The sequence below is a fragment of the Novipirellula sp. genome, from assembly GCF_041583735.1.
Classification (GTDB): Bacteria; Planctomycetota; Planctomycetia; order Pirellulales; family Pirellulaceae; genus Novipirellula.
In genome coordinates this window covers 1-25307 of sequence record NZ_JBFHFD010000003.1, presented here as the reverse complement: position 1 = coordinate 25307, position 25307 = coordinate 1, and the positions used below count along the sequence as shown (strand labels likewise).

Sequence of the window (25307 nt, the reverse complement as noted above, 5' to 3'; positions counted from 1 at the left end):
TCCTTTTCATTGTTTTGAGTTTTGCGACCCTGATTTTGCATCCGGCACGCACAAGCAAGTTGCTCCGATGCGGATGTCGGCATCGCTCCACGCGACACGGAATCGTTCCTCGATCTCTTTGGCGGCCGCTTCGTCGCCTTTCGCTTTCAAGCATTGCGACAACCCGTACAGCGACCAACCATTTTCAGGCCACAGCGAAAGGTCTTTGCGGTAAACCTGTTCGGCTTCGTCCCATCGCTGGGCAGCAACCAAGACGGCGCCGAGTGAATGACGGACCGGCTGAATCCACTCGGGCGGTTCCATGTAAATAAGGTCCGTTTCAGCAGCGACACCCTTTTTTAGCTCCGATATAGCGGTATCGATATCCCCTTTTTGGAACGCAATTTCACCCGCCAATGTATGCTCGCCGACTTTTAGAATGTCGTGAGCTTTGTTGATCGCTCCTTTTGCATCGCGATCCACCTTGGCGACGGCCTCGCGGAAAAGCGTTTGTTCGTGTTCGGCCGCTGCGAAATCCTGTTTGGCCGCCAAGGCGGTTGCTCGAGCAAAACGCCACATCGCTGTCGTGATCGGCAATTGATCACTTGGCGCAGGCAGCGCGAGCAATTGGTCCCATTGGCCGAACCGGACCATCACTTGGTACTGGATCGACATAAATGGATCCGCCAACTCAGGCGACTGATTGAGGAACTCTGCGGGAACAGACGCAAGCATTTGTTGTGCTGCTTCGATCGCACGGTCTTGGCGTCCCTGCATCATGCAAACGAACGACAGGAAGTGCGGATTGTGCAGCATGTAGATCGAATAGAAATTCTGGTGCGGCGAAACTTGGCGATACACTCGGTCAACCTTCATCGACATCTCGTTTTGCTCGGCCGCTTGAGCCCATTTGCCCGTCCGTACGTCGATATGAGCGGGCATGTGAATCATGTGCCCCGAACCAGGCATCAGGGTACGCAGGCGATCGGCTGCCGCAGTGGCGCGTTCGGGGTGTGGCGATGCTTCCACCGCGTGAATGTACAAATGGTTCGCGCCGGGGTGATTCGGGACGGCGGTCATCACGTTTTCAAGCAACTGCAAAACCAGATGCGTTTCCGGTCGTGCTTCGCCCTCGTCGGACCACAAGTCCCATGGGCGTAGATTCATCAAGGATTCGGCATACAGTACCGACACATCATGTTCGTCCGGAAATTGCTGGTGGACTCGCTGCATGGCATCGGCGTAGTCCTTGTTCAGCGTTTCTCGTTCTGCGATGTTTTCATCAACATTACCGCGATAGCGTCGCGCCAATGCATCGATCAGGGCACGTTCGACCGGCGTGCCTAGTTTGCTGTTGGCTTGCGCTTTTTCCAACGCCTGCCACGCGGCGATTGAATGCGGTTTGTCCATCGGAGGATTGTTGATGTGAGGTCCATTGCAAAGTGCAATTCCCCACCACGCCATCGCACATTGGGGATCGTGACGGGCGGCCTCGCGGAAAGAGCGAATCGCCTCGTCATGGTTGAACGCATAGGTGAGATTTAATCCTTGGTCAAAGTATCGCTGGGCCTCCGCCGAATCGGTACTAATTTCGCGCGGATGGACGGTGACGCCAACCAACAACGGGGCCTGGGCCCCAGACGGTGTCTGGTCGCTGATCGAACCGGGCGATGAGGATGGATTCTCTGGATTCGCGTCGTTGGCAAGACCGATTGCGCCAGCAAAAAATACCGCCGGCAATAGGCTTAGTAAGTAAGTGCGAAACATCGTTCCGTCCTCCTCAAAAAAAAGATGCGTGATCGGGCCCTTTCTTTCATTCTAGAACTGCATCGCCCCCCATCAATGGAGGGTGGGGGTGCGGTCTGAGGTGGTGCGCAAACTCAAAGGTGGACAGGCGTTCCGGACGGTTGTCGGTGCGCGATCGCGTCGGCAAGTTGGGCGGTGCGAAAGCCGCAAAGACTCGCGATTTTAGAACAGAAAACCGCTGACAGGCTAAGCCAATTCCACACAGGTGGAAGCCTATTCGTGTTGGTTTCGCATGTGGTCGGCGGTGCGTTGAAATGTCATTTTCAAGTGATCGGCAAGCGGTTTGTTCTCGACACGTTCGTCGATCGCTTGGGTCATGCACATCATCCATTGATCGCGTTCGCTGTCGCCGATTCGAAACGGCAGGTGTCTCGCTCGCAGCATCGGATGTCCGTATTGCTGGATATACAACGATGGCCCACCCCAAAACCCCGACAGGAATTTGAACAATTTGTCACGTGACTCGGTTAGGTCGTCTGGGTGCATGTCACGTATTGGACGTGCCGCCGGCAATTCGGACATCAGATCATAGAAACGGTCGACCAGTCCGCGAACCGCCGATTCGCCGCCTAACATGCTGTAAATTGTGTCTTCATCCATCGTGTCGGTTCGTCCTCACTAGACGGCAATGTTGATTCATTTTGGTTGCTTCGTCATCGTTTTGGCTTGCATTGTTATCAACGACGGTGAATCATGACATCCACCTCCCCACTCGCCAATGGAACTGAAATCCATGCCTGCCCGCTGCCTCGAAAAACTTCCCCCGTTCTCGATTCTGCTGTTCTCGCTTCTTGCTGGATTATTGTTTTCATCGGCCGTTGCCGCAGACGATTCGGTGTTTGTCGGTAAGCCGGTCATGTTGCAAGACCATGGTGCAGGCGAAGGCCCGGTTTGGCATCCACAACTAGGATTGTTGACCAGCGGCGAAGGGAACATCAATCGCCGTGATCTCGCGGGCAAGACGTCGGTATTTCGAGCCGACGCCGGATCCAACGGTTTGCTGTTCGATCGCCAAGGCCGGTTGCTGATTTGCGACAACAAACGTCGCCGGGTCGAGCGAATCGAAGCCGATGGATCGCTGAATGTGCTGACTGATTCCTACGAGGGAAGTCGATTCAATCAGCCCAATGACTTGACGATCGACTCGAAGAACCGGATCTACTTTACCGATCCGCAATACGGGGATCGCAGTGGGATGGAGATGTTGGACGATCAGGGATGCAAAGTCGAAGGGGTGTACCGCATTGATCCCGATGGCAGTGTGACTCGTATTATCACGCACGAAGTCGATCGCCCCAATGGGCTGATTGTGACGTCCGATGATCGGTTTCTGTATGTGGCTGACAACAACAACGAACTCGGGGGGGCACGCAAGTTGTGGCGGTTCAATCTGAACGCTGACGGGACACCCGATTTGGAAACCCAAACATTGATCCATGATTGGGGGACGACGCGAGGTCCCGATGGGATGAAGTTGGACCAGCAAGGCCGGCTGTACGTGGCTGCCGGACTGAACAAATCACGCCCGCCGGCTCAAACGGCGGATGGTCCGACCGCAGGCATTTACGTCTTTTCGCCTGAGGGCAAGCAGATCGATTTTCTGGCAATTCCCCGTGACGAAACCACTAATTGCGCATTTGGAGGCGACGACGGCAAGACGTTGTTCGTGACCGCAGGAGGGACGTTGTGGAGCGTTCGCACCGCCGTCGACGGCTATCAACTGTTCAGCGGCCAGTAGTCTCGCGGCCTATGCCATCGACTTAGACGCGGGAAAACCCGCAGAACGGCGGGAACACTGCCAAGAGGGGGTTACCAGGATGATCGCCACCGGTGACACTGTGAGATAGACTTGCTGTCTTGCGTGCGCCCGTCTGCCCGTAGCGAAAGTCTGCCCGTAGCGAAAGTCGCCAAGACTTTCGGTCCCCCCCTTGATGTTGGCCGAAATGTTGCGGGATGAAATGACGCAGGCCAAAAACGGGCAGGCCAAAAACGTTGCGGCCGAATCGCTTGGCTTGTTTTCGCTACGCGGGCGGTTGCCGATGACAGGCTAGAAGCCTACCCACCCATTTTCCTTGTTAGTGACGATTCTCTCATGTCCATCCAGTGGTTTCCGGGCCATATGCACAAAGCCCGGCTCGAAATTCAATCGGTGCTCCCCAAAGTGGACGTGGTCATCGAGGTGCTCGATGCGCGGATTCCGTACTCGAGCGAGAACCCGATGCTGGCCGAACTGCGGGGCGACAAACCTTGTTTGAAGGTGCTGGCCAAGAGCGACCTTGCCGACGACGCGATGACCGAGGTCTGGATTTCGCATTTCGAGGAATCGGTGGGTGTCCGCGCCCACGCGGTCACGACCGAAGACGTGCCAACGATTCGGCGTTTGAAACACATCGTTGCTAAAATGGCGCCGCATCGCGCGGGCATGACGATCACCGCGATGATCGTTGGCATTCCCAATGTCGGTAAATCAACGATCATCAATTTTTTGGCGAACCGAAAAATCGCCAAAACGGGGAACACGCCTGCGGTCACTCAGCAGCAACAACGGGTCAACATTGGCGACAGCGTCGCACTGTTGGATACGCCCGGCGTGCTGTGGCCGAACGTGCATAATGTGAACAGCGGCTACCGGCTGGGCTTGGTCGGTTCCATCAAAGATACTGCAATGGATTACGCCGACATCGGTTTCTTTGGGGCTCGCTACTTGGCGGCGAATTATCCCGAACGGTTGATGCAGCGGTACGATTTAACTTCAGTGCCTGGCACTGATTTAGAGCTGATCGAAGCGATCGGCCGCCGACGAGGTTGTCTTGGTAAAAGCAATCTTGTCGACATTGATCGGGCCTCGCGGATTTTGGTGAACGATATTCGTGGCGGTGAACTTGGACGGTTAACCTTCGAGACGCCTGATTTAATGCGACGCGAGCAGCTGCAAACGGCAAAGGTGATTGCCGAAAAGGAAGAAGCGTCCAAAGAAAAAGATGCGAAGCGTAAAAAGCGATTTCGCGACAAGCAGCGAGCTCAACGCAAATCTCGCGAGATGAACTGACCTCTTCAATGAACTGAGTGGCTCGCTTTTTTCAACGCACCCAACATGATTCCCAATCTTTCTGACAAGACAAACGCCCTCGTTCTTTCCTATATGGGCATTCGACGCGCGATTGGCGTTAGCGGATTCTTGTTGCCAATCGTACTTGGGCCCGTCGGTTGGCTGTTGTTTGGAATCGATTTCCAGGACAACATCAGCAGCTATTATCACACCGGGCTGCGTGACATTTTCGTGGGCACGATGTGTTCGATCGGGATCTTTTTATTCTGCTATCGGGGGTATGACCGGATCGAGAGCTGGACTGCAAATCTAGGCTGCGTTTCCGCATTGGGTGTGGCGTTGTTTCCCTTGGACCCGAACAGTGATCCGCTGTATCAAAAGTCGTTGATCGGTTACCTGCACTCGATCAGCGGCGGGGTATTCTTTTTGACGCTTGCCACTTATTCGCTGTTTCATTTTCCGAGCTCCAAAGCAAACAACCGCGAAATGGAACCGCATGAAACCGAACGGAATTTTGTTTACCGGGCCAGCGGCGTGGTGATTTTGCTGAGTATGGCGGCAATGGGCGGCTATCTGTTTCTGATCTCACCCGAATGGAAGCGGACGTTAAACGAATACAACTTTTTGTTTTGGATGGAATGGATCGCGGTGTGGGCATTTGCCTCGGCGTGGTTAACCAAGGGGCGAACGATCATCGCCGACATCGCCGTGGACTTGATGGCGATCCCTCACCAATTGTTGATGAAACGCGCCAAGTAAATCGCAATCGTCAACATCCTACGTTTCGCTGGCGTAAAATGAATCGGTTGCCTTTGATCTCCCGCTGTATTCGAATCAAGAGTCCGATCCGATGAACCCGCAGACCAACCCGTCGATGAAGTCGCCGGTCAACCCCATGTTGGATCGTCGCCAATTTACGATTGGCAGCGCCGCGTTTCTAGGCGGATGTCTGATTCCGGCGGCGGCGACTTCGTTTGCCGAAGAGCCGAGTCTGCAGCAGAAACGGTTGATTTTGTTGGGGCTGAACGCGTTGGCGCGAGCGCCCGAGATGAATTATTTTGCCGACGGACATCGAGGGGCTGCGATGATCTCGGCTCACATGATGTGTGTTGACAATGATCTCGATGACGCGGCCGCCACTCGGATTGTCCAGTTGTTTGATCGGAATTGGGCGCCAACAAAGTTGTGCGAGCCGTTCCCGGAAGGCGATCCTGTGGCTGACGCGGCCGAGCAAGTAGGCAAGGCACTTGCCGAAAACAGCGGGGTGCTGCGCGAGGTGGGCCACGATGCGATTTTTGCAATGCATGCGATCAAGGCGTTTCGTATGCTGCCCGAAGCGGCGACACCTCAGCGAGTCGAAGGCGTCTGCAATCTGATTCGCGCGTTCAAACCGTGGCGAGATGTCGAACCCGACGAGGATATCGATCCACCCCCGTTCACCGATTCGGTCGCCGCCTCAAAATTTGTGTTGCAGGAAGCAAGTGACGCCATCGATCGCTTTGTCGGTTTTGGACAAGGCTTCGCCGGACACATGTTGACGTTCGGCCAATCGCTCGTCGAGATGGCTGCGATGGGCGACGCCGAGTGGGCCGAGAGCTGCCGTGTCGCGTTTCGAAAATACGTGACCGTGACTCGGCAAGGTCCCGATTCGACCAGCCGTAAAATTGCCGATCATAAACTTAGCAATCTGCGACCCAACCAGGCTCGCTATTGGCAACAGCGAGGAGACAAGTCGCTCGGTATCGGTCATGTTTTCAAATACCCCTACGCCTACTACGACCTGCTAACGAGGGCCAACGATCCGGTGCTCGCGAAAACGCTCGATGCCAAAGCCTATCAGTTGTTTTAAGCGGGGGGCCTACCTGCTGTTGTCGGCGGGGGGATTGTGGAGGCGTTCCCAAAGGCGTTTCGTCCACGCATTTGCGTGTTGTAGCGACGCTCGCCAGGGCGTGGGCAGGCGTGGATGGTTACCGTGCAATTGCGGATCACCACCTTCTGGCGAAGCTAGCTACGAGAGAATTTTCACCGCATCCGCTGTCTACTGTGGCTTAGTCGGCGGTGTCGCAAATCGTTAAAGGGTTGACGCAAATTGTCCTCGACACAAGCCGTTTTTACGCCATAATAGGTGTCCTGCCTTCTTAAAGGTCCCGCCGTATCCAGTCCCGCCCACCCATGACGCGATTCATTTGACATGAGTTTATCCATGTTGTCTGCACCCCTTTGCCGCCTTGGACCATCGCCGATGCAAATGTTGGTTTTCACCGCTCGTTTGATTCTGGTCGTCGGGTTGCTAGGTGTCACTGCGACCTCTGCTCAGGCAGCGGAACCGGCAACCGAACAATCTGAACCCTCTGCGGAACATTTAGAGTTCTTCGAGAAAGAGGTTCGCCCGTTGTTGGCCGAGCATTGTTACTCGTGTCACAGCGCGTCGGCTGAGAAGCTGCAAGCGGGATTGCGAGTTGATACGCGAGCGGGATTGATCGAAGGGGGTGACTCCGGTGCATCGGTCGAACCTGGCGATCCCGAGGCCAGTCTGTTCATGGAAGCGGTTCGTTACGAATCGTACGAGATGCCGCCCAAGGGAAAACTTAGCGACGAACAGATCGCGACGTTTGAAAAATGGATCCAACTCGGCGCTCCTTGGCCTCTCGAAGAGGCCCCCGAGTCGGCGGCGGCACCCGCTTTCGATTTGCAGCAGCGTAAAAAAGATCACTGGGTTTGGCAGCCTGTGCAATCGCCACCGCTGCCGGCGGTCCAAGACCGAGCGTGGCCCAAAGCAGAGCTCGATCATTTTATTCTGTCGCAACTTGAACAGAACGATTTGCAGCCGGCCGAGGATGCCGAACGAGCGGCGATCTTGCGACGTTTGTGCTTTGACTTGATTGGATTGCCGCCCACGCCTGAGCAGACCGCCCAATTTCTTAATGACCCTTCCCCGGACGCAGTCTCACGCTTGGTCGACGATCTTTTGGAATCGCCTGAGTTTGGCGAGCGTTGGGGGCGGCATTGGTTGGACTTGGTGCGGTACGCCGAATCACGAGGACACGAATTCGACGATGATGCGTTGAATGCGTTCCAGTATCGCGACTACGTCATTCGCGCGTTCAACGCGGATGTGCCGTACGATCAACTTGTCCGCGAACATATCGCCGGCGACCTGTTACGGCAGCCGCGGTTGAATCCCGATGACGGTTACAACGAATCGATCCTGGGGACCGGTTTCTGGTTCCTTGGCGAATGGGTGCATTCGCCGGTCGATATCCGCAAAGACGAAGCGGATCGCTTTGACAACATGGTCGACGTGATGTCAAAAACGTTTTTGGGCGTGACCGTTTCTTGTGCACGCTGCCACGATCACAAATTCGACGCGATTTCGACAGCCGACTATTACTCGTTGACGGGATTTCTGCAGAGCAGTGATTATCGGCAGGTGCGTTTTGAGTCGTTGGAACACAACCGTCGTGTGGCCGAGCGGCTTGCCAAAGTCGACGAAGCCTATCGCCAACGAGTCATCGGGTTGGTCCGTCAACATGGCGGCAAGCTGCCTGAGCCCGTCGCGTTGCCAGCGGCGATCACCGAGCTGCTTGTGATGGATTACCAGACGTTGCCTCCTGAGCAGTTTATGCAGGACGGTTTTATTTTCGGCGATTCTCCACGACGCGCCGGCGATGCTTATGTGGATGTCAGCGAAGCCGAGCCAACGATCCGAGTGGCATCCCATGGATCGGCCATTAGCGATCCGCTGTGGAATGGGCTGCAATCACTGCGAGAAACCGGAATGCAGAATCGCAGCAAGCTGAAGAATCTGCCTCGTAGCGGCCGAACGCTGCGAACCCCGACGTTTGAGTTGACTGGGGAACGAGTCGTTTGCAAGGTTCGCGGCGAAGGGCACGTCGTGGTGTGCGTCGATTCGCATCGGTTGATCGCGGGGCCACTGCATGGCGAAACGGTGCAAGCGATTCCCAAAAATGCAACGTCCGTGGAATTGAATCTGGGGCGCTACCTCGGGCATCGATTGCATCTGGAATTCACACCTAAAATCGACCAACAGCTCGAAGTACAGTGGGTTATCCAAGGATCCGCCGAGCAAATCAAACAGGCCAAACAAAACGCGGCATCCGCGTTTCGAAATGTGGATAACGCAAGCGAGTTCGAAATCGCTGGCGATGGGGCTACGGATGCCGGCTTGGGGGCGAAACAAGAGCTTGCCGAACAATTGCAACAAATTGCGATCGCATGGGCGGACGAACGCGAGCTGCTGCGGTCGCAAATCATGAAACCGTCACATACCGCAATGGCAATGATGGACGGCAGCGGTGAAAATGCCGAGATTTTCATTCGCGGCAATGCGTCCAAACCCGGCGATATCGAGCCGCGTCATTTTTTGACGGCATTGGCGGGGAATCACCCCATGGAAATCAAATCGGGCAGCGGACGACTCGAATTGGCGCAACAGATCAACGATCCGAATAACCCGCTGACCTCGCGAGTGATCGTCAATCGCATTTGGCATTACTTGATGGGGCGCGGCATTGTGCCGACCACCGACGACTTTGGTGTGCTTGGGCAAAGACCCACTCACCCTGAACTTCTTGATCATTTGGCGACTCGTTTTCATGACGCGGGCCAAAGCATCAAGCGAATGATCCGTTACATCGTGTTGTCACGGACGTATCAAATGTCCAGCCGAGTCAGTCCGGTCGCCGCCGAGGCTGATCCGAAAAACTTGTTGTGGCACCATCGCCCGCCCAAGCGGCTCGAGGGAGAAGCGATCCGTGACACGTTGTTGGCGTTGTCTGGGCGATTGGACAAGACGATGTATGGCGAACCGGTTCCCATTCAATTGACGTCGTTCATGGATGGTCGAGGACGGCCAAATGTCAACGGGCCGATCGACGGCGATGGACGGCGGTCGATCTATATCGCGGTGCGTCGAAACTTCCTTTCACCTTTCATGCTGACCTTTGACACGCCGGTTCCCTTTAGCACGATGGGACGCCGAAACGTGTCCAATGTGCCTGCGCAATCGTTGATTCTGATGAACGATCCCTTTGTCGTGCAGCAAGCCCGACAGTGGGCCGAGAGGGTGATCGGAGATTTTTCGGATTCGCGTGACCGTATCAACTGGATGTACGAATCCGCATTTGCACGACAGCCGTCTTCACAAGAGATCGCGGTGGCCCAAGCCTATTTGGCGGCCGATCACGGTGATTCCGAATTGGATGCGTGGGCCGATTTTGCTCACGCACTGATCAATATCAAGGAGTTTATTTTCCTGCGATGACACATCATTTCACCTATCCCTGCGAACGTTATCGATCGGGCCCCACTTCGCGACGCGAGATGTTGACGCGGTGCGGCAGCGGTTTTGCTGCCCTGGCTCTCGCGGCACTTGGGCAAGACAACGCGTTTGCCGTCCGCGGAACCTCACCCGATCTCGGCTTCGCTTCACACGGTCCGCATCATCAAGTTCGTGCCAAAAATGTGATCTTCTTGTACATGGACGGCGGCCCTTCGCAGATCGATACCTTCGATCCGAAGCCAATGCTAGACAAATACGATGGGCAAGATCCCGGCAAACTGTTTAGCGTCGAGCCGACTCAGTTCAATAACAACGGCAACGTGTTGGCGAGCCCGTGGAAGTTCAAGCAGTACGGCGAATCTGGTACCCCGGTCAGCGACTTGTTTCCTCACGTGGCAACGTGTGTCGACGAGTTGGCCGTGATGCGGTCGATGGTATCGGAGTTTCCTGAGCACACGTTTGCAAATTACTTTCTGCATACCGGCAGCGGGTTGCAGGGGCGACCGAGCATGGGCGCTTGGGTGAATTATGGATTGGGCAGCGAGTCCCAGAATTTGCCCGGATTTGTGGTCATTAATGGTGGGCTGATTCCGCCCGGCGGACTCGATTGTTTTGGTAGCGGATTTCTACCCGCCACCTACCAAGGGTCGGTGTTCAAACCATCGGGCTCGGGCGTGGCGAACATCCTTCGCACCGAACCGAGCGACAAACGACAGCGTGACAAATTAGACTTCGTTCGCCAATTGGACGGCTTTGCCAAGCAGAATTTTGGGCAGCATGACAGTCTCGAATCGGCGATTCAAAACTATGAACTCGCTTATGCGATGCAGATGGCCGTACCCGAGGTGATGTCGCTAAAGGACGAACCGGCTTGGATCCAGCAGATGTACGGAATGGAATCGGAATACGAGCCAACGCGAACCTATGCGGCTCAGTGTTTGATCGCTCGACGTATGATCGAAAGTGGGGTGCGATTTATCGAGTTGACTTGCCCCAAAGTCGGAGGCGATCGCTGGGACCAGCACTCGAACTTGAAGGCGGGGCACGAAAACAATGCTCGCGCCGTCGACCAACCAATCGCCGCTTTGTTAAAAGACCTTCGCCAGCGTGGGATGCTCGATGAAACGTTGGTGGTGTGGGCGGGTGAATTCGGACGAACCCCGTTTGCACAAGGTGCAAATGGTCGAGATCACAATCAATTTGGCTTCACTGTTTGGATGGCCGGAGGCGGAGTGAAACCGGGCATCGTCTACGGGGCGACGGACGAATGGGGATACAAGGCGATCGAGAACCGAGCCGAGATTCATGATCTGCATGCCACGATGTTGCATCTGATGGGAGTCGATCACACTCGCAGTACTTTCCGTTTTGGCGGTCGCGACATGCGATTGACCGATGTCAAAGGCCATGTGATCCACGACGTTATCGCTTAAAACGCTTGGGTGCACGACCGGCGTGGTTTCACATTACAATTGGGAGGCGATCCGTATCGGATCCAAAACCTGCCTCTCCCCACCTCCCAATTGTATGGCTCTATGAGAAACACCCTGGTTATTTTTGTCGTCACGTTATGTTTTGCGGCGATCGGATCATCGTCCCCTGCCGCAGACCGCCCGAATATCGTCTTGTTTTTGGCCGATGATATCTCTCAGGAAGATCTCGGCTGTTATGGGCATCCGACGATTCAAACTCCGCATATTGATGCTTTAGCGTCCAGTGGGCTGCGTTTTGACAATGCTTATCTGACAACAAGCAGCTGTAGTCCGAGCCGCTGCAGCATCATCACCGGCCGCTATCCGCATAACACCGGTGCACCCGAGTTGCATACCGAACTGCCGGCGGGATCGGTGTTGTTTCCGCAGTTGCTAAAAGACGCTGGCTATTACACGGTGTTGTCGGGCAAACACCACATGGGCAAAAATGCCAATGTCGCGTTTAGTAAGATTTCCAAAGGCAAAGGACCTGGCAAAGAAGAAGACTGGGTACAGATCCTCGAAAAACGACCTCAGGACAAACCGTTCTTCTGTTGGTATGCGTCGACTGATGCGCATCGCGATTGGGCGATCAATGATGACGCGCCAAAGTACGATCCTGCGGACGTGGTCGTGCCACCCTACTTGGTCGATGGCGAGAAGACGCGCGAGGACCTGGCCAGCTATTACCACGAAGTTAGCCGTTTTGACCACTACGTCGGTCAAGTCGTTGCCGAGCTGAAACGTCAACAGGTGTTTGATGACACGTTGGTGATCGTGATGGCCGACAACGGACGTCCCTTTCCGCGTTGCAAAACACGGTTGTACGACAGCGGCATCAAAACCCCGTTCGTCGTGCATTACCCAAACTCGGTGAAAAACGGCGTCACCGATAGCTTCGTCAGTTCAATCGACATTGCGGCAACCGTGCTGGATCTGGCCAGAGTTGAAAAGGACGAACGGATTCAAGGCGTTAGCTTCGCTCCGATTCTAAAAGATTCGTCGGCGAGGGTCCGCGACGTTGTTTTTGCGGAACACAATTGGCATGTTTACCGCAATCACGAACGACTCGTTCGTTTCGGTGACTGGTTGTACATTCGCAACAATTTCCCCGACCAGGCCAACCTTTGTGTCGAAGCTTATTTGGGGGGCGCTGGCGAGGATTTGTGGGCGGCCAAAGAAGCCAACCGATTAAGCGATCCGCAGCAGAACGTTTTCTTGAACCCGTGTCCGGCCGAAGAGCTTTACCATGTGGGCAAAGACGTCCATCAATTGAAGAATCTTGCCGCAAATCCCGAGACGCAACAAGTTCTGGAGAAAGCACGCGGGTTGTTAACGAAGTGGACCAAGCAGACCGGCGATACGATCCCCGAGAACCCCACCCCTGATCGTGATGCACCGCCAGGATCACCGAAGAAAGATCGTAAGGCGTTCCAATACGGCGAGATGCCCGGAGAATCCTCGGGGGCCACGAACATCAATCACCCCGGCCCACTCCAGCTTCCGTAACGAATCGCCGCTAGACGTGCCAAGAGATTCGGCACCGTAACACCATTGGAACGTTTCAACATTCGTAGCGAAACTCGTCAAGAGTTTCGGCCGGTGTCACGATCCAAACTCGCGATGCAAGCTTTGTAATGTGGGGCAAACTGTCGGAAGTCGGCCTCGGCCCAGACCAACGGGCTGGGGGCGAGTTTTTCTTGTCAAACGAAAACACCATCGCGACGCATTGGTGCGTGACGATGGTGTATGCAAATCAGAAACGCCAGCGCGGTGGCAGCTGGCGTTTTATCAGCACGCTTGCTTAGGCCGCTTTGCGAGTCACTTTGGGAGTGCTGTTTTTGGCGACCTTCGTTGCTTTTTCAGCAACAGGTTTTACTGCGGCAGGCTTTACTGCGGCAGGCTTCTTTGCGGCAGCAGGTTTCTTCGCAGCGGTCGTTGCTTTCGCAACCGGGCTCTTCTTGGCAACCGGGGACTTTTGGGCAACCGAAGTTTTCTTTTCGGTCGACGGAGTCACTGCAACCGCGGTGACCTGTGCAACCGAAGGAGTCTTGCCCGTGGCGGGCGTTTTTGCAACCGATGGTACCTTAGCGACAGGAGTCTTAGCAACCGAAGTCTTCTTGGCAGGAGTCTTCTTAGCGGCCGAGGTGGTTTTGGTGGCTGCGGTGTTCTTCGACATTTTTGTTTCCTACTTGAAACTTGACGAAATTCTTAGGCGAAAGTGCCTGTGTAGAGTGAAATATCAGATTCCAGATTAAGTGAGAAATAGCATTTACCCTGTTTGGGCTAGCGATTCTGGAAAATACTTTACCCCCACAGCATCGCTCCGGATCTTTGTGGCCCCCTAACGGGGATCGAGCGTCGCGGCTGGCAAGAATTCGCCCGATTGTCCCCTCGGCGACGATTTTCTACAAAGGAGGGCTAGGTTGATTTGCATTGCATTCGGCGTCGCCGACTTTGTGATGCTCTTCGAAACCACTTCGTTCAAACACAGCCTTTTCAGGGATCCAAAATCATGTCGGTCAAGCGAGTCGGAATCCTTACCGCCGGAGGATTGGCCCCGTGCCTGTCTTCGGCCATCGGTGCACTCATCGAATCCTATACAGAGAAGGCGCCTGAAGTCGAAATCCTTTGTTACCGATCTGGTTACAAGGGACTTTTGTTAGGCGACAGCTTTCTGGTCACGCCGACCGTTCGCGAAAATGCCAAGGTCTTGCATCAACACGGTGGCAGTCCGATCGGCAACAGCCGGGTGAAGCTGACCAATGTGGCTGATTGTGTCAAACGTGGCTTGGTCAAAGAGGGCCAGGATCCACTGCATGTCGCGGCCGAACAATTGAAAACCGATTGCGTCGATGTGTTGCATACGATTGGCGGCGACGACACCAATACCACCGCAGCCGACTTGGCAGCGTTCCTTGCTAAAAACGACTATGACCTGACCGTCGTTGGATTGCCCAAGACCATCGACAACGACGTCATCCCGATCAAGCAAAGTTTGGGAGCCTGGACGGCGGCCGAACAAGGCGCTCGTTTCTTCGAGAACGTCGTTGCCGAACACAACGCCAACCCTCGCATGTTGATCGTGCACGAAGTGATGGGGCGTAACTGCGGTTGGTTGACTGCGGCGACGGCGAACAAGTATCGCGAACGCCTCGACGCACTAAAGTTCTTGCCCGAAACCGGACTCAGCCGTGAACGCAAAGAGGTGCACGGCGTTTACATTCCCGAAATGCATTTTGAGCTTCAGCAGGAAGCGGATCGGTTACGCGCGATCTTGGACGAGATCGATTGCGTCAACATCTTCATTTCCGAAGGTGCCGGCGTCGATTCGATCGTGCAAGAAATGGAGTCACGTGGCGAAGAAGTACCCAAGGATGCCTTTGGTCACTTCAAACTTGATGCCGTGAACCCTGGTAAATGGTTTGGTGAACAGTTCGCCAAGATGATCGGGGCCGAAAAGGTGCTGGTGCAAAAGAGTGGTTACTACAGTCGAGCCGCGCGAGCGAACGAGCAAGACATTGAATTGATCGCGCGATGTGCCAACAAAGCCGTCGACTGTGCATTGGCCGGTAACAGCGGTGTGGTCGGGCAAGACGAAGAACGCGGCGATGAATTGCGAGCGATTGAGTTCGAGCGAATCAAGGGCGGAAAACCATTTGATATCGGTTCGACTTGGTTCGGAAACCTGCTTCGCGAGATCAAGCAGCCCAAGGGCGATGTGGTCGAAACCCAGCACGCGTAAACCCGCTGGTAGGGGAAATTTCCCAAGTGAGATCAAGGCGGTTTGTCACCGAGTTCAAGCGAGGATTCCTCGCCGACCCAAGCGAAACAAACCGCCATCGCATAGCCGCCGACCGTTGCAACGTGATGGAATGCAGAAACCTCGGGTGAGAATCCGAGGTGCATCGGGCGTTAATCCACTTTAATGGCGGCAAGCGTTTTCGAATAACGCTATCGATCACCCAGTCGGTGCGGACGATTCTTCATTGTCGAAACACCCTCGTTCGACGACTCGGGGGCATCTGGGGGTGAGCCGAATTTGAGCGTGGCCACCACCCACGAATGGTCAGACCCATTTCGGCGAATAATCATGGCATCCGTGGCGGTAAAGTGCGGGGTATGAAAAATGTAGTCAATCCGTAGCGCGAGAGGCAATGGTTGGGTGGGCCAGTGCCATGTGGGATGAGCGTCAGCGTCGTCGTGAATCGAAGCGTATGCATCAATCAAGCCAAGTTCAGCGAGGCGTTTCGGTGCATGAAATGTTGATATGCTGTTGAAGTCCCCAACAACAATCGTCGGCCGTTGAAAGTCTATTGCGTCAACGATTGCATTCATCTCGACTGCATGCTTGTCTTCGGTCGTCGAAAGCGCCGTCATCGCATCGTGAATACCTCCGCCGCGTTGAAACTGAAATGGCGTCAAATGGACATTGATCAGGCGTATGCGTGTGCCGGAGAAATTTACCGTTGCGGAATAGAATCCGAAAAGGCCAGCGGTAGGTGGTGCAAATTCGAGCTCCGCCAGTTCGACTTTGGAGGCGACCGCAAATCGTTCGGCAACATAACGTCCGTTGTGTCCGATGGAGTGAAAGTGCGGATAAGTCGTGGCAAGCCGATTGCGGAGAAACCGTTCCGACTGAACGGTGGTTTCTTGGAAGCAAATGACATCGGGCGCCGCCTTCGTGATGGCGTCGAGCACTTGGTCGCCGCGTCGGTTGCCCCAATTCAGGTTGTACGTCGCAATACGGATCGAATCAGCACATGCATTCGAAGCAAGTGCCAGCGCGAGGACCAGCGATGATACGAATGTCTTCATTTTGCGTTGACGAACGAGGGCCGTAAGCGAGTCGTCGCATGAAAGCGATGATCTGGAAAAGCGTGCAATAAGCGGTTTCGGGTGAATGGACCGAGTTTGCTATGTTTTAAGTTAAGCTTTGAGTTTCCTGTTTGCCACTGGTTTCCCCTAGCGTGATGCAACACGATTTTAACCCGGCCTGATACCGCTTCTAAACCCTCACCCGCGAATCACGTTAATTGACGCGAATGACCAAGGCACAAAAGCCATCGTAGTGGCGTCAACAATCTCGCGGCTGACGCGGTTGCGAAGCCGTCTTCACAACACCTCTCTCGCGTGCATTGAAGTGTTAATGCGCCAGTTGCTTGAATTCGCGGATTCCAGTGTGTTTGTCAAATCGGTGGTGATCCGGTTCATGTAAACGGTTTCGGATGATCGCCATTTTTCTGTCTATCGATCGTACGAGTGATGACCGAACGAGTTTTTCAAGAGACCTCGTATATCGCGTCGATCCGCGGATTCCGAGACCGTCAGGTTCCAGTGTGCTCATGTTGCGCACACCGCATGTGAGGACAGAAAGATTGGTGCGACAGGAAAATTGAAAAGCAGGACGATGGGAGATGCGATCTTGCGGGACTGCTTCAACATGGCCCCAGTCGCAACGTGACGAAATGCGACAGCCACGGACGTGAGTCCGTGGTACACGGACATCATAGGAAGAGCGATAGTCGCGAAGCGACGGCAGGTGTTGCTTTCCCCAACGCAACACCGCGTAGCAGTGGTGTAAGCGAAAGGATAAAAAATGAATGGTTAGAACATGGAGACGACGTGTGCGTTCAATGCCAACGGCGAATCGCCATGGCTGTCTCATTTTTCTGTCGCACCCATTTTTCTGTCTACCGATCGTACGAAAGATGGTCGAACGTCCATTGGCTCGATTCAAGGCATCGTAAATGGAAACTTTCTCCTCCGCACGCATCGGTCTAGGCATTTGCCCGGCCTAACAGTCGCATTGTGGCCGTAAAAGAGTCCTGACCCCTTTTCAGCCTTTGACCCCGTTTCAACCTGATCGCGTTTGCTTTCTAAGTCCATAGAAAAGCCCAGCGAGAAAACAGCCAATCGCACCGATGGCAAGAAATGACAAAGTTAAGGCTGATCGGGGAAACTTGGAAGTGCCGCTTGTTGTTGCGATCACGTTTGTGCGTCGTGCAATTGCTGCAGCAATTGCTTGTTCACGCTGAATTTCCATTAATGTGGATTGCGCTTCGATTGTATCCACTTCAGAGGTGCCCAGTCGATTTGCCTTGATACGGAGTCCATCGATCTTTGCGGCACGTTTTTTCTGTTCTTTGCTCAAGAGCTCAAGGACTCGCTGATCATTCACCGGTGAACGGTCTCTCGTCTGTTGACGATGTTGATCGTTGGCGACCCAACCGGCACAAAATGCGGCGACCGCAAGAGTGGCCGCAAACAGTGACGAAAGTCCATATCGCCACGCAGTAGAGTTCCTAGTTCGCTTTGTTTGCATTTGCGCACCGTGAATCGGAATGCTCGTGGGGAGTCAGAATTCCCGCTGGTTCGGAATCCTGGCGAACGCTCGAGGTCACCCGGCACGAACGAAAGAGTGACCATTAGAAAATTCAATTTTGAGTGCTCGGGTGCACCGGCGCTGCTCGTCACGCACGCTGAACCATGATTTGCTTCCAAGTGATCCCGGCTGGGGCGATTGTATCGCCGAGGGAAACGGAAATCAAATCGATCGTGCCGAGAAATGGGCAGCTCGACGTTGGACCGGTATGAAGTGCCGTTGATATGCCGAACGACTTGCTTGCCGGCGAACGCGGTCGACTTTCCGACGACACAGCAACCTCGCGAAGCGATGGCAGGGTCAGGACGACTGGACTGTCTAGCTTGCGGGTGTCCAGGCTAACCGTTTCAGTGTGCCCCAGTCGCAATGCGACGAGACGCGATAGCCACTGACGTAAGTCCGTGGTACGTCTTTCGCCAAGGCAACACCGTGTAGCTGTGGTGCAGCGAAAGCTTAAAAACTGAATGGCTCGAACCTAGAGACGGCGCGTGCGTTCATTGCCATTGGCGAATCGCCCTGGAAGTCTCATTTGCTGTCGCACCCATTTTTCTGTCTACCGACCGTGCGAGTGATGAACGAACGCCCATTGTCTCGATTCAAGGCATAGTACATGGCACCTTCTCCTCCGCACGTTTCGGTCAAGGCATTTCACCGGTCGAACAATCGGCTCACGGCCGAAAAAGAGTCCTGACCCCTTTTTTAACTCGCTGGGTGGGGCGAGATCGCCTTGAATTGCAGCGTGCTCACACGTTGATTGACGATCTGCATTGCTGGTTTTCTTCGGGAAACTGTCGCTTTTTCGCCCGTGAAACACGATCGGTGTGGTAGCGAAACCAATATTTTGCGTATTTCAAAGGATGACCGTCTGCGCGGAGGCATGATTTCGTCGCGAATCCTGTTTTCGCAGCCACTTTCGAAGTCTGCCAATGCCGCTTTATGGGCTGGCGGTCGTTCAAAATCCTCTATTCCTAACAGTTCCATCATGATGTTCGGCACGCGATTCGTCATCTTCAAATTGCTTGTGGCGACGATGCTGTTGATAGCATTTTCGGGCAACCCATCCGCTGCCCAAAACATCCTCTATCCGCACGCGTATCCCTCGTCGCATTCGTATCCGACTGCCAATTATCCCGCGAGCACCTATCCGGCGAGCAGTTATCCGGCGTCGAGTTATCCGGTGACGTACCCCAGCGGTAGCTATCCCGCACCGTCCCAGGACGCTGGTAGCCAAAATTCACGAATCGTGTCGCCCAACCACGCGAGTTCGCCGCAATCCCGCGTTTCTGAAAATGCCTTTGAGACGACGACTCCGCAACCACCCTCACGCGGCACCGACATCGACAACCAACGCGACGCTGTCACGCGTTTGGCTAGCATGGGATCCCAAAGTCCTGGACCTCAAACTTCAGCCCCCCAAACCTCGCGTTTCCTAACCTCTGAGGGCCAGAGTTTTGGAGCATCAGGTTCCGGAGGCTTTCGTTCCGATTCACCGCGTCTCACGGACGCCGCACGCAGTACGGGATGGCGTGAGATCGAGCCCGTCTCGATGTATGCTGCCTCGCAAATTCAAGCGGCTCGCGATACTGCGGTTCAGTTTCGCAGAATGTCGCAGTCGGCCCCCGATGTCGCTGCGAAGCTCGCCCACGAGAATGCGGACTTTGTTGATCAGTGGACACAGCTCGCCGAAGCGTACCAGTCGTTGTCCGATCGCGTCAGCAAGTTGGCCAGCAAACTGAACTCGACGAAGCGTGATTATCAGGATGTTCGTACCAAGCTTGACCACTACGGATTGACTCCGACGGTCGGTTTGCTGCTGCGGCATAAAAAAGAGCAACTCGATGCATGGCAAGTCAACGATTCGGTCACGTTGTTTGTCACCGAGGAACTTGGGCGTTCGCGTCAGCAGCAGCTTGAACTCGAGATGGTCCGTTACGACGGAACCAATGCCAACTCGCAGACCGACGAGATTCTGACTGCAGCCGGTTTGGATCCGTCCAGTGTGCATAGTGTGGTGGTCGCGTCTCAGTTGCGGAGTTTGCTACAGCAGCGACAGCAGTGGTTGACTGTGCTTGGGCAAGGCTATCAAGACTATCAACGAAAATTGGGCGAGCTCGATTCAACAACGACCGAATCGGTGACGCTGACGAACCAATACCGCAAACTCATCGATCGTCACGTCACTTGGATTCGCAGCGGCGATCCTATCGGTCTCGAGGATGTGCGGAATTTAGGCGACGGGTTAGGGGCGTTGTTCGATTTCCGTCGCAGTAGCGAATTGGGGTATTCGATCAAGCAAAAATGGCAGGCTAATCCGGTAGGCGGCATTGGTCTGTTGGTCTGGATCATCGCAATTTCGGTCGCGAGGTGGCGAACGAAGTCTTGGCTGATCGAAATCGGAAACCGAAAACGGATGCGAGACGCGACGCCAGATTCCCGTAAATTGGCGACCGGAGTGCTCACGACGCTCGTGGCTTCCGCGTTTCCAGCCCTGTTGTACGTGATCGCTCGCTGGTTAGGCAGCGGAATCGTTTCCGAGCTGACGCTACAAACATCGAGCGGGTTCTATGCCGCGAGTTTGGTGGCGTTGTTGGTCGAGTTGCCGCGGCAACTACTTCGCAGCTATGGATACATCGACAAATATGTCGCGATCGATTTGCCAGGACGTGAACGTGCAACCGCCTATTTGGTGTTGATCGGTTTTGGCTTGGTTTTGGCCGCCTACGTGGTGACGCTGATGAGTCTACTCGACCACGGGATGTGGCGAGATTCGGTGGCCCGATTCGGATTCATCGCAGCCATGCTTGTGGTCGCCTGGACCGCTCACCTCTCACTACGACCGACTGGCGGCTTTCTCGAACCTTTCATTGCCACATTCGGCGGCAGCGTCATTCATCGCGTTCGTTTCGTGATCTACATCGCGGGGGTCGGATTCCCGCTAGCGATGGTCGTGCTTTCCTCGCTGGGTTACGGATACACTGCAAACGAGTTTGTTCAACGAGCGATCGTGACGCTCGTTAGTTTGATGATTGCAGCAACATTGTGGTCCGGAGTGAAAATTGCATCGGCGCATGTTTGGCAGATGTTGACGGGAACCGCTTCGCCGCAGCAATACGACGAGTACGGCCGTGTCCCTGCAGAGACCACCGTGGGGGCGCAGGTGAGTGGAGTTTTGGGCGAACACTTTTTGGAACTGAAACATCATCTGGCATTCCTTTGTCAATGCGCATTGGTGGTCGGGGCATTTGTCTGTTTTGGTTGGCTGTGGATTGATCTGTTTCCAAACGTCCGCATGGGCAATCCCGTCGTTTGGACGGTGCAAGATACGGTGACGGTATCCTCGCTGGATGCCGCGGGTCAAACGGTGACAAACTCCGTTTTGGAAAATACGCCGATCACAGCGCTACATCTATTGCTGGCCGCGGCGACCCTGTTTGTCGCGTTTCAATTGGCCAAGCTACTGCCGGCACTCTTTGACGCGTTGGTGCTGCAGCGTGTGTCGTTCGACGAAGGGATGGAGCATTTTACGTTGGTGCTCGGACGCTGTTTGTTGTTTGGTGTCGGTGCGTTAGTCGCCTGCCAGTGGGTGGGACTTCGCTGGCACACGACTCAGTGGTTAGCTGTTGGATTGACGATTGGTTTAGGGTTCGGGCTGCAGGACATGGTGCGAAACCTGTTCGGCGGTCTGATCGTGTTGTTCGAAAAACCGGCACGACTAGGCGACTTGGTCACCGTTGGCCGGGTCACCGGACGAGTGGCAGCGCAAAAGTTTCGCACCACGGTGCTCTCGGACGACGAAGGCCGCGAGGTGATCATTCCGAACAAAAATTTTGTCAGCGAGGACGTGATCAATTGGATGGGCGCAGGCCGTTTGAACGTGATTCCAATCGAAGTCGCGGTCAATCGCGATGAACGTCCTGCGGATATTTGTCGAACGTTGCAAGAGTTGGTGATTGATCAACCCGATGTCTTGTTGACGCCAGCTCCGCAAGCGACGCTGGTCTGCGTTGGCAAAACGTCTCAGCGAATCGAAGTTCGGGCGTGGATCGAAGAAGGCCAAGATCCATCACGTTTTCGTGACTCGATGTTGAAAATCGTCAAACAGTTCTTGCGAGAGAAAAATTTGTTGGTCGCGACTCAGCCTACGCAGCCGGCGATGCGTGAGGCGAGCGAAGAAGAGATGCTCAGCGGCCATCATCGGTCACGCGTCAGCCGCACTCGCAAGCGGTCGGCTTAACCACGGTTGGACAATAACGCGGGCCAGAAACCCATGCCATCTACTTTGGTTGCGGCATGGCGCGAGCCGTCCGGTTGCAGCAAGTAAAACGCTGGATATTTACTGGGCGATCAATGACTACCACGGTGCACGCCATGGGGCGAGTTTTGCTTTGAAATGCGATGACGCATTCTGTAGTAGCTACCTTCGCCAGAAGGTGGTGACTCGCATTTAGCTGGCAACCCTCCACGACCGAACGTAAATGCATACGAAATGCTTTAAAGCATTGGGCAAAAGCGGCGAATTCAATCAGCGGGCTCACTCAACTTCGTCGATCCGACGGCGGTGGGCTTGCACTCCGCCATAGCAGAAATTTGTGCCACCATTATCGGTCACAGCAGATCGCTAGGTGGCTGACGATTGGAGCAGCTTTTGAAGTCGTTCGATCGCCTTGGACCAAACCGCGATCGATTCGTCCGTTCGTCCCGAGACATCCGATTGCAATCGCGATAATTGAACTCTTGTTTTCTTCACCAAGCCAACACTCTCTGCGTCATCCTTGGTCACTCCTGCCAGTAACCAACGACAGCGTGCGAGATGGAGATGAGCTTCGAGTAACTGTTCGGCGTGTTTGGGGGTGCCTCGGTCGGAATAGCGAATTTGATGCAATTGGCTCGTCAATTTGGCCCAGCCCCAAATCGGCGATGTCCCGGCGGCGGCATCGTTGCGAGCGGGACCTGCGATGGCGGCGCGTAGATTCGCCTCGGACGGCTGCTGAAACGCAATGGTTTCCAGTGATTTTGCGGCTTGGATCTGTAGATCGATGGCTCCCGGGGCTTCTGACAAAATCTGCGACATGATCTGTAACGAATTGGGAATCTTGCCCGCCAATCGCAACAGTTCGGCTTGTCGTATCAGCGCGGCGGTACGCGAGGCCGATGGAAAGTCTGGTTGCCCCAGAGTGCGGTCGTAGATCGATGCCGCATTTTCGTAGCACTGCCGCACCATCATTGGCGTCTGGCCCCGTGGAGCTAATTTGGCCCATGACTCAGCCAACCATAGCTGGTTCGATGCAGTCATCACATCGCTGTCTTCGTCGATCGCCGCGATCGTCTGCTCGAGTTTTTTGATGTCCGCTGGCGTGACTTTCGCGGCTTCGAGCATGCGGTTGATTGCACGCTGCACGACGGCAAGCGACATGCGGTCCAGGCGATCGGCCGCGTCCGAGTCAAGTACTTTGCCAAGTCGCTCGAGCGCCTGCTTGGCTCCGTCTAGATCATTCATACGCGTCTTGGCTTGGTACAGCAATTGAAAGACGTTTTGAGCAAACTCGTCGGTGACGGTCAGCTTCTTTTTGTTGCCTTTGCCCGTCGTGATCGAATTGATTAGCGGTGTCTTGGTTTTTTCGAGCCACGTGACCGTCGCTTCTGGGTTGCCCAGCCGTGCGGAGATCAGAGCGACCTTGTATTTCGCATCCAGTATCTGGGACGTCAGTAGCTGTTTACGTTCCTCGGCCGATCGTATTCCGTTGATCAGCAAATCGCGAGCGGATTTTAGTCGCTTGACCATCGCGTCGGGATCGGGGGCCGCTTCGCTTGCTTCATCGACAAATTGATTCCAGTACGCCAAGCCGGCGGCCATCTGCGCTTCATCGTACTGCTCTGACTTTTTCTTGATGCTTAGGTACGCATCGGCTGCATCGAGCGGTCGGCCAAACGCGTCAAAGCGTTGCCCCAGATTCATCCAGACCGCGTCGACCTGGGGATCGTCCGGCCATCTTTTCTCGAACAGTTCGGCCAGCAGTCTCATTTGATTCAGCTCACCCGGGATCTCGGCAGCACCCCACTGGGTCGCAGCCGCTTCATCAATCGCCCCCAAGGCGATCAGTGCCGCTTCGCGAGTCATGCTCTCTTCAGGATCGCCATGGCGGGCAACCGATTCGCCATACAGACTTGCTTCGATCACATGCCCGGCGGTGAACGAGAGGTAGGCCAACAAATAACACAATTCGTTGCGTTTTTGTAGATCGCCCTGATGCATCGCCAATTCGTACGCATGCTGGGTCAAATCGATGGTTTCGCCAAGCGTGTGGCGGTAATCCCGCATTTGCGGTCCCGTCGTTTTCTTGTCGTTGCCACTGAGCGCGGTGAATGCTTCGTAGCTTTCAAACGCGTCTGCATAGGCAGCATCAAGGTTTTTGCGGTGTTCTTCTACCGGCACAATCGGAATCTGCGGCCGCGGTTTTATGGCCACTGGGCGAGAGACGGTGCGTTTGACCGTGGGCCCACCGAACGGGGACTGTTGATCCAACGAACCGGCGTTGGAGTTCGCGGTTGCTTGGTTTGCCGGTGGTGTCCCGGCCGGATCCGTCGACGATTCAACCGGTTCCTCGGTTTCGGGCAGCGGTATCTTGGCCAGCTGTTGTGAAAACGTTCCCGGTTTAAAGCGAACGGTTCGCCCGGTTGCGGCCGATACGATTTTCGCCGTTTGCTTTCGCTGATTCGCAGGCTCAGACTGGCCGCGGTCGCGAAGTAGAAACGCGGTCACTGCGATGATCAACAACGCAGCGACACCGCCGAGGCCGATGATCGCTAGCCAGGGTTTTTTATGCGGCCGAGCCGCATCTCCCTCGGCTTTGTCTGTCTTCGCAGATTTGCTTGCTGATTTACCCTTGGCGGATTTGGCCTTTTCTGACTTGCTCTTGCCTGATTTCGCTTCATCAGCTGACGTCTTGACGGCAAGATCAAGGGCGGCGATTGGATCGACCGGTTGCTCGGGTGACGTTCCCGCAGCGGTATTCGTTGGCTCAGGCGGTTCGTCTTGCTGCAGCGTGGCAACAAGTCGCCCCTTGGGCGAGATGAACAACGTCGATCCGCAATCACATCGAATGACCGACGCCGCTTGGTTGTTGTCCAATGCATGGGGTTTCAAACAGACCGGGCACGCCGCTTTGCAACTCATGAACGTTCCGTGTCCTTACTTTTTCTTTAGCGGCAAGGTGATGCCCCAAATTGGTCCACGAACACTGTTCCGCGGCCGCGGATATTTCTGAGCCATCAGCGCTCCCTCGGGCATTACGCCGACATCTTGGTAGTTGCCTC

17 protein-coding genes are annotated in these 25307 nt (G+C 54.9%); 10 read left to right on the top strand and 7 right to left on the bottom strand.

The features are described from left to right. Positions 1-6 precede the first annotated feature (6 nt). Complete coding sequence (locus tag ABX962_RS00540; protein WP_372715600.1) at positions 7-1746, bottom strand: tetratricopeptide repeat protein; 1740 nt, start codon at positions 1744-1746, stop codon at positions 7-9. Between the two features lie 252 nt (positions 1747-1998). Continuing rightward, a complete protein-coding gene (locus ABX962_RS00535) occupies positions 1999-2385 on the bottom strand; it encodes a group II truncated hemoglobin (protein ID WP_372715598.1) in 387 nt (128 codons plus the stop codon). 133 nt (positions 2386-2518) lie between these two features. Between ABX962_RS00535 and ABX962_RS00530 the strand changes: the two genes are divergently transcribed. From ABX962_RS00530 to ABX962_RS00495, 8 genes are all read left to right on the top strand, one after another. Further along, a complete protein-coding gene (locus tag ABX962_RS00530) occupies positions 2519-3523 on the top strand; it encodes an SMP-30/gluconolactonase/LRE family protein (protein WP_372715596.1) in 1005 nt (334 codons plus the stop codon). Positions 3524-3713: 190 nt separating this feature from the next. After that, the gene (locus ABX962_RS00525; RefSeq protein ID WP_372715594.1) at positions 3714-3836 is read left to right on the top strand and encodes a hypothetical protein; all 123 of its coding nucleotides are present in this window, start codon (positions 3714-3716) and stop codon (positions 3834-3836) included. A gap of 41 nt (positions 3837-3877) precedes the next feature. Beyond that, positions 3878-4834, top strand: coding sequence for a ribosome biogenesis GTPase YlqF (ylqF, locus tag ABX962_RS00520; RefSeq protein WP_372715592.1), 957 nt, complete (start codon positions 3878-3880; stop codon positions 4832-4834). 45 nt (positions 4835-4879) lie between these two features. Beyond that, positions 4880-5593, top strand: a complete 714-nt coding sequence (locus ABX962_RS00515; RefSeq protein ID WP_372715590.1) for a hypothetical protein — start codon at positions 4880-4882, stop codon at positions 5591-5593. Between the two features lie 91 nt (positions 5594-5684). Then, positions 5685-6683: a hypothetical protein gene (locus tag ABX962_RS00510; protein WP_372715588.1), complete on the top strand. Its 999-nt coding sequence runs from the start codon at positions 5685-5687 to the stop codon at positions 6681-6683. Between the two features lie 354 nt (positions 6684-7037). Continuing rightward, positions 7038-10118 carry a DUF1553 domain-containing protein gene (locus ABX962_RS00505; protein ID WP_372715586.1) on the top strand — a complete coding sequence of 1027 codons (3081 nt, stop codon included), beginning with the start codon at positions 7038-7040 and terminating at the stop codon, positions 10116-10118. 59 nt (positions 10119-10177) lie between these two features. Then, positions 10178-11569 (top strand): DUF1501 domain-containing protein, encoded by a 1392-nt coding sequence (locus ABX962_RS00500; RefSeq protein ID WP_372715647.1) that lies wholly within the window; start codon positions 10178-10180, stop codon positions 11567-11569. 102 nt (positions 11570-11671) lie between these two features. Continuing rightward, positions 11672-13117: a sulfatase gene (locus tag ABX962_RS00495; protein WP_372715584.1), complete on the top strand. Its 1446-nt coding sequence runs from the start codon at positions 11672-11674 to the stop codon at positions 13115-13117. Between the two features lie 295 nt (positions 13118-13412). On the opposite strand, the gene ABX962_RS00490 is transcribed toward ABX962_RS00495, so the two are convergent. After that, positions 13413-13787: a hypothetical protein gene (locus ABX962_RS00490; RefSeq protein WP_372715582.1), complete on the bottom strand. Its 375-nt coding sequence runs from the start codon at positions 13785-13787 to the stop codon at positions 13413-13415. Positions 13788-14123: 336 nt separating this feature from the next. On the opposite strand from ABX962_RS00490, the gene ABX962_RS00485 reads away from it, so the two are divergent. Next, complete coding sequence (locus ABX962_RS00485; RefSeq protein WP_372715580.1) at positions 14124-15353, top strand: pyrophosphate--fructose-6-phosphate 1-phosphotransferase; 1230 nt, start codon at positions 14124-14126, stop codon at positions 15351-15353. Between the two features lie 32 nt (positions 15354-15385). Here the strand turns inward: ABX962_RS00485 and ABX962_RS00480 are convergent, their stop codons facing one another. The 3 genes from ABX962_RS00480 to ABX962_RS00470 form a co-directional block, all read right to left on the bottom strand. Further along, positions 15386-15517, bottom strand: a complete 132-nt coding sequence (locus ABX962_RS00480; protein ID WP_372715578.1) for a hypothetical protein — start codon at positions 15515-15517, stop codon at positions 15386-15388. 45 nt (positions 15518-15562) lie between these two features. Continuing rightward, on the bottom strand, positions 15563-16426 hold the full coding sequence (locus ABX962_RS00475) for an endonuclease/exonuclease/phosphatase family protein (RefSeq protein WP_372715576.1): 864 nt from the start codon (positions 16424-16426) through the stop codon (positions 15563-15565). Between the two features lie 1039 nt (positions 16427-17465). Next, positions 17466-17762, bottom strand: coding sequence for a hypothetical protein (locus ABX962_RS00470; protein ID WP_372715574.1), 297 nt, complete (start codon positions 17760-17762; stop codon positions 17466-17468). Positions 17763-18975: 1213 nt separating this feature from the next. On the opposite strand from ABX962_RS00470, the gene ABX962_RS00465 reads away from it, so the two are divergent. Then, the gene (locus tag ABX962_RS00465) at positions 18976-22227 is read left to right on the top strand and encodes a mechanosensitive ion channel domain-containing protein (RefSeq protein ID WP_372715572.1); all 3252 of its coding nucleotides are present in this window, start codon (positions 18976-18978) and stop codon (positions 22225-22227) included. Between the two features lie 384 nt (positions 22228-22611). On the opposite strand, the gene ABX962_RS00460 is transcribed toward ABX962_RS00465, so the two are convergent. Beyond that, positions 22612-25167: a hypothetical protein gene (locus ABX962_RS00460; RefSeq protein WP_372715570.1), complete on the bottom strand. Its 2556-nt coding sequence runs from the start codon at positions 25165-25167 to the stop codon at positions 22612-22614. Between the last annotated feature and the right edge of the window lie 140 nt (positions 25168-25307).